A 4,022-nucleotide genomic window follows, 5' to 3' on the forward strand; every position below is an offset into this window, starting at 1 on the left:
ATGGTGGGGGCGGCCCGGCCGCCGGGGGCTCGACCACACCTCGGGGGGGGTGGTGCGGGAGCATCCTTCCGGCACCACCCACACTCCCCCGCGCGCTGCCAAGCCCCGCAAGCCACCAAGGGGGGCCGCCAGTAGCCTGGCGCCGGGAGACGCGGCCCGGGGCGCGCGGGCGGCCCTGAGCCCGGGACGGGGGTGTCCTGGGCCGGGGCCGGGTGGTGCGGTTGAGTGGTTAGAACGGTGGTTCGTCGCTGTATGCGTTGCCGGGGTGCCAGGGGTCCGGGTCGGCCGGGGGATGGCATGCGGTGGTGTCTTCGACATCCGCGGTCTGCTGGAGGTACGCGCTCTCCTCCAGGACGTATTCGATGCCGAACATTGCGCTGTCGTACCACTCGATGGTGTCGGTGAGGTAATAGGTGATGGCCTGGTTGATGTCGTCGGTGTTGAAGGGGTCGATGGGCGGCTGGCCGTCGTGGGCGCGGTAGTCGTTGGTGAGCGTGATGTTCTGGGACGGGGTGGCGCAGGCCCAGCTGTAGGGAGTCCAGATCCGGACCGGGTGATGCCCGTACCCGGAACGGCACGGGGCCGGGGGGGTTTCTGGCTCGCCGGTGGCCATCGGGTGGCCGCAGTGCAGGCACCATGGGGCCAGGCGCCCCAGGTCACTGCGGTAGGGGGTGCCGTAGTGCCATGCGTCGTCGGGTCCGCCGTGTCCGGTGACATCGACGTGGGCGATCGAGCGGCCCGGCACCGGGGCGTATCGATCGGTGTAGGGGGCGCTCGCGCTGTCGGTGGTGTGCACGATGGCGTGCACATACGGGGCGGTGGCCGGAGAGTGCCAGCGGTAGGTACGCCAGTGCGCCATGACGGGCTCCGTGCCGTGCAGGACCCGGAAACGGTCTGAGGCGAAGCGGAAGGTGACCGCGTTCGTGTCGTGCTCGGCTTGGTCGACGATGCCGATGACGGTCCGGCACAGGCGGGCGTCATGCAGGGCGACTCGCTCACCGGGGCGAATGGTGGAAAGGTCGGCGCAGTAGTGACCGCCGAGCCCACCGCGGCCCCTGAGGTGGGCATACATGACGTTGCTGACGCGGGTGGTGGTGAAAATGCCGGGGGCATGGTCCTGCTCGTCGCTGAAGGAAGACACAGGCAAGTCCTTGAGGGTGTTGGGGGTGGGTGTTCGGTACACCGGGATGGGCGGCCCGGCAGGGCCGCGAGCTGCGCCACGACGGGGCGGCAACTGGGGCCGGGCCGCGCGGGCACGCGGAAGGCCGCGCAAGGGGCCCCGTGTCCGGCACGGCCCGGAAACCGCCGGACACGCTCCGCCGCATGAAATGAGAGGGGCGGGGGTGATCCTCATACGGGGCGCTCACCGGCTGAACACACCGTGGCCTGTAGCGGAGTTAGCGGCTCAACCCCACTCCCCCGGTTGAGCGTTGAGCGGGCAGGTAGCGGGGTGAGCCAGTTCGTATAGCAGGGGGCATGGGGCGGCCCCGACCCGCGTGCATGCGCGGGGTGGGGCCGGAGGATGGTCGTGTGTGGGGCGGTGTGGCGGCTGGCGGTTGCCGTGTCGGCACCGGGGCCGCTCTTCGCCGCTGTGGTGGGCTGTCAGCCGCCCGCCGCCTCGTTAAGAATCCCGTACTCAGGCATGCACGGGGCGGTGAAAGCGCTCGGCGACATCGTGACGGAGCTGCGCCATGGCCTCGGGCTTGTTTGGGATCGGGTCGCTGTGGCTGAGCCCTTTGCCGACAGAGACGATCCAGCCGGAGAAGCTAGCACCGTGGCTTTTGTAGAACCGCTTCGCCTCGGCGATCACCTCCACCTCGTACGGCAGGTCGGTACGAAGAATGTTCTCCAGCGCGACCGCCGGATCGATGGTGGGGTCGGACACCCACACAGCGGTGACGACGACGCCGTGCTCTACATATCGCACGCTCTGGGCGGCGTATGGGCGGCGGGCGGGCTCATCGCACCGAGTGGCGGGCCGGGGAGTACCGGTGTCGAGTCGGGCGGTCACGGTTGGTGTGGGCTGAACAAGCGTGGTCACAGCAAAGCTCCCTGAGCGAGTGGGTACGGGGGGCCGGGCCGCGCGGTGCGGGAACGAGGGGTCCCACGCGGCGCGACCCGGCCGGAGCCGGGCGCTCACAGCCGCACGAAGCCGGGGGATGGCTTCGTACGGGGGCGCTCACCGCCCGGAGTGGGCCTGGAGGCTCTGATGGGCGCTCAGGGATTGTCCGGGACTGATGGTGAGGGGCGCGGGGTTGTAGACCTGTTGAGGCTCGTGGGCGGCCGTCAGGAGGGGTTCCAGTCGGGGTAGATCTCGCGGACGAGTGCGGTGATCTCCTGTGGGGATTTGCTGAGGAGTCCGGCGGCGGCCATGAGGCGGTTGGCTTCGTATGCGGCGGCAGTCAACCCGGGCTCGTAGCGGTCGGGATCCTGGATCGCGGCTTGCAAGGTCTCGGTCAGCCGGTAGTACGACTGGACTGCGGCTCGGGTTTTGGGGTCCATCAGATGGCCTTTCGGGTACGCGCGGGTGCGGGGGTGCGGCAGGGGGGTTCAGTTGGCGGTGAGGGCGCTGGCGGCGGTCGTCTGCCGTATGGCGTCGGCGTCGGCGTCGGCGTCGGCGTCGGCGTCGGCCAGGATCGCAGCGTTGAGGCGTTCCGTGGGCATGGGGTGGGCCGGGGCGGTAGACGAGTGCGTGGGGTCGGTGGTGATGCGGGCGGTGACGGTGTGGGGGCGGTGCACGGTGGTCGTCACGGTGGAACTCCCATCGGGGCGCGGCTGGTTGATGGGGTGCATGGTGTGGTGGCGGGCGGTTAGTCGGGCAAGGCGCGGCGGGCTGGCGGCGGGACGGGGTATGAGTGCGGCCCCGCGCCTCGGGCACGGGGGTGTCCGGGGTGCGGGGCCGTGGGGCGCTGCGGTGCCTGGCACAGCGGGTGCGGGTCAGTCGTACCAGGGGCCCGCGACGGTGGGGCCGTAGCTGTCGCCGGGCTGACCGGCTGCTTGAGGGCCACCTTCGGAGTGTCCGAGGACGATCCAGGAGCGCACGGGGTAGTAGCCGGTGCAGTCCGGGCGGCAGGGCTCCTCCTCGTAGCCGAGGAAGGTGCCGCCGCACGCGCAGGACTGGGACCACTCGGCGACGAAGCGTCGGCCGATGTGGGGGCGTGCCGGTGCGGGGGCGCGGAGGCGGCTGCGGTTGATGTCGGCTGCTATGTGAGCGGGGAAGGGGTGCATCAGCATGGGGTCGCCTTCTGCGTCGGCGGGGGTAGTTGAGCTGGTTCAGGGGTCCGGCGGCGGGCAGGGCGGGCGTGGTGGATCACTCGGCCGGGGGGCGGAATTCACCGCCGCTGTCCGTCTCGTAGAGCCGTTCCCATCCGGCGCCGGTCAGGGCGTTACGGGCGGCTTGCATCAGCCGGACCCACGCGGAGCGCCGGTTGTTGTACTCCGGGAGGAGCGGGGGGTAGTTCTCGCGGCCGTTGATGACGGGGACGACGAACGAGTGGTCCGGGTCGTACGGGGCGGCTTGGACCCGCACCCCCGTACCGTTGGTGTTGGTGTCGAGGACGGTGAGACCGGCGGCGGTGAGGACGGCGGCCGCGCGGGCGTGGGCGTCGGGCAGGGCAGGTGTGGGCATGACATGACTCCAGGAACGGCGGGGTGGTGGCGTGCCCGGCGAGTGCCGGGAGGGGGCTGGTGATCGTGGCTCGGTGAGGGTGGCCGGGCCGACCTCGTGGGGTGCACAGGGTGAGGGCGGCCCGGCTGCCGGGCGCTCGACTGCCGGGGGTGCGGGAGCGTCATCCAGCAGGGGCAACTCTGCCCCGCCACTGTCCAAACCCCGCAACCACCGAGCCAACGGGTCGGCAGACTCACGGGCGGGGTCGGGACGCGGCGCCGTCAGGAGGGTGGGAACGCACGGGCGGCCCGCTCTCAGTCGGTGCTGGGGGCGGGCCGGGCATGGCCGACGGTGGGGCAGGGCGGGGTTAGACAGAACATCCGCCCGGCCCCGCCCGCAAGGAACTGCGGGCGGG

6 protein-coding genes are annotated in these 4,022 nt (G+C 71.3%); all 6 read right to left on the reverse strand.

The genetic code is table 11. The annotated features are described in order from the left end of the window. Positions 1-229: 229 nt before the first annotated feature. The gene (locus EEJ42_RS33445) at positions 230-1,141 is read right to left on the reverse strand and encodes a hypothetical protein (RefSeq protein ID WP_123105781.1); all 912 of its coding nucleotides are present in this window, start codon (positions 1,139-1,141) and stop codon (positions 230-232) included. A gap of 495 nt (positions 1,142-1,636) precedes the next feature. Further along, positions 1,637-2,041: a hypothetical protein gene (locus EEJ42_RS33450; RefSeq protein WP_148082116.1), complete on the reverse strand. Its 405-nt coding sequence runs from the start codon at positions 2,039-2,041 to the stop codon at positions 1,637-1,639. 245 nt (positions 2,042-2,286) lie between these two features. After that, positions 2,287-2,502, reverse strand: a complete 216-nt coding sequence (locus EEJ42_RS33455) for a hypothetical protein (protein ID WP_123105785.1) — start codon at positions 2,500-2,502, stop codon at positions 2,287-2,289. 48 nt (positions 2,503-2,550) lie between these two features. Further along, positions 2,551-2,751 carry a hypothetical protein gene (locus EEJ42_RS33460; RefSeq protein WP_123105787.1) on the reverse strand — a complete coding sequence of 67 codons (201 nt, stop codon included), beginning with the start codon at positions 2,749-2,751 and terminating at the stop codon, positions 2,551-2,553. A 186-nt stretch (positions 2,752-2,937) separates the two neighbouring features. Continuing rightward, a complete protein-coding gene (locus EEJ42_RS33465; protein ID WP_123105789.1) occupies positions 2,938-3,234 on the reverse strand; it encodes a hypothetical protein in 297 nt (98 codons plus the stop codon). 76 nt (positions 3,235-3,310) lie between these two features. Further along, positions 3,311-3,628 (reverse strand): hypothetical protein, encoded by a 318-nt coding sequence (locus tag EEJ42_RS33470; RefSeq protein ID WP_123105791.1) that lies wholly within the window; start codon positions 3,626-3,628, stop codon positions 3,311-3,313. Positions 3,629-4,022: the final 394 nt, after the last annotated feature.

This window comes from Streptomyces botrytidirepellens (genome assembly GCF_003721215.1).
GTDB classification, from domain to species: Bacteria; Actinomycetota; Actinomycetes; order Streptomycetales; family Streptomycetaceae; genus Streptomyces; species Streptomyces himastatinicus.